Origin of the sequence: Enterobacter sp. CM29 (assembly GCF_013179605.1) — a bacterium.
Taxonomy (GTDB): domain Bacteria; phylum Pseudomonadota; class Gammaproteobacteria; order Enterobacterales; family Enterobacteriaceae; genus Enterobacter; species Enterobacter intestinihominis.
In genome coordinates this window covers 1-705 of sequence record NZ_JABMCU010000386.1, presented here as the reverse complement: position 1 = coordinate 705, position 705 = coordinate 1, and the positions used below count along the sequence as shown (strand labels likewise).

Here is a 705-nt window from a genome sequence, read left to right as displayed (position 1 = left end):
AACCGGTGTTGGCGCACAGGCGGATGATATTGCCGGTATTGGGTGGGATTTCTGGTTCGAATAAGACGATGTTAAGCATGCTGCCCCCTTAATTGCGGGGGGCAGAATAGCAGAAAAGAGAGGGACTAGGCGACGCCCGGCTCCTGCGAGCGGCTATACAGCATTTTGTAGACGGTTGCCGCCGCGGCCACGAGAGCAGGCACGCTGAGGATCATCAAAATACTGTCCGCCTGCCACTGCATGGAAAGAAGCTGGGCGCTGGTCATGGTGCCCGCCACGCCGCCGAAGCGGCCGATCCCCTGCATCCAGGCGATACCCGTCGCGCGGCACTCGGTAGGGTAAAAGGTGGCGGCCAGGGTCTGCATCCCCGACTGCGCGCCATTCATCGCGATCCCCATCAGGAAGATTAACCCGCCAAACAGGGCGATATGATTATGCTCAATGCCGAGTAAAAGAATCAGGCCCATCGTCAGCACGAAACCACACGCGACCACCTTGTGCGCTTCCCAGCGGTCCATCATCCAGCCCGCGAGCAGAATGCCAGCGGTGCCGCCGAAGGTGAACAGCGAGGTGAGCCAGGCGGATTCCGCCAGCGCATACCCCATCCCCTGCATCAGCGTTGGCATCCAGCTCAGCAGGACGTAATAAATCACCAGTCCCATAAAGTAGGTGACCCACAGCATCAGGGTGCCGGGCAGCCAGGGC

General features: G+C 60.1%; 1 protein-coding gene and 1 pseudogene. Both read right to left on the bottom strand.

The annotated features are described in order from the left end of the window. A pseudogene (locus HP459_RS23220) lies at window positions 1-79 on the bottom strand (tRNA (uridine(34)/cytosine(34)/5-carboxymethylaminomethyluridine(34)-2'-O)-methyltransferase TrmL); the annotation flags it as partial. Window positions 80-125: 46 nt separating this feature from the next. Continuing rightward, window positions 126-705: MFS transporter (locus tag HP459_RS23215; RefSeq protein WP_171936959.1), on the bottom strand; the 580-nt coding region annotated here is incomplete at its 5' end.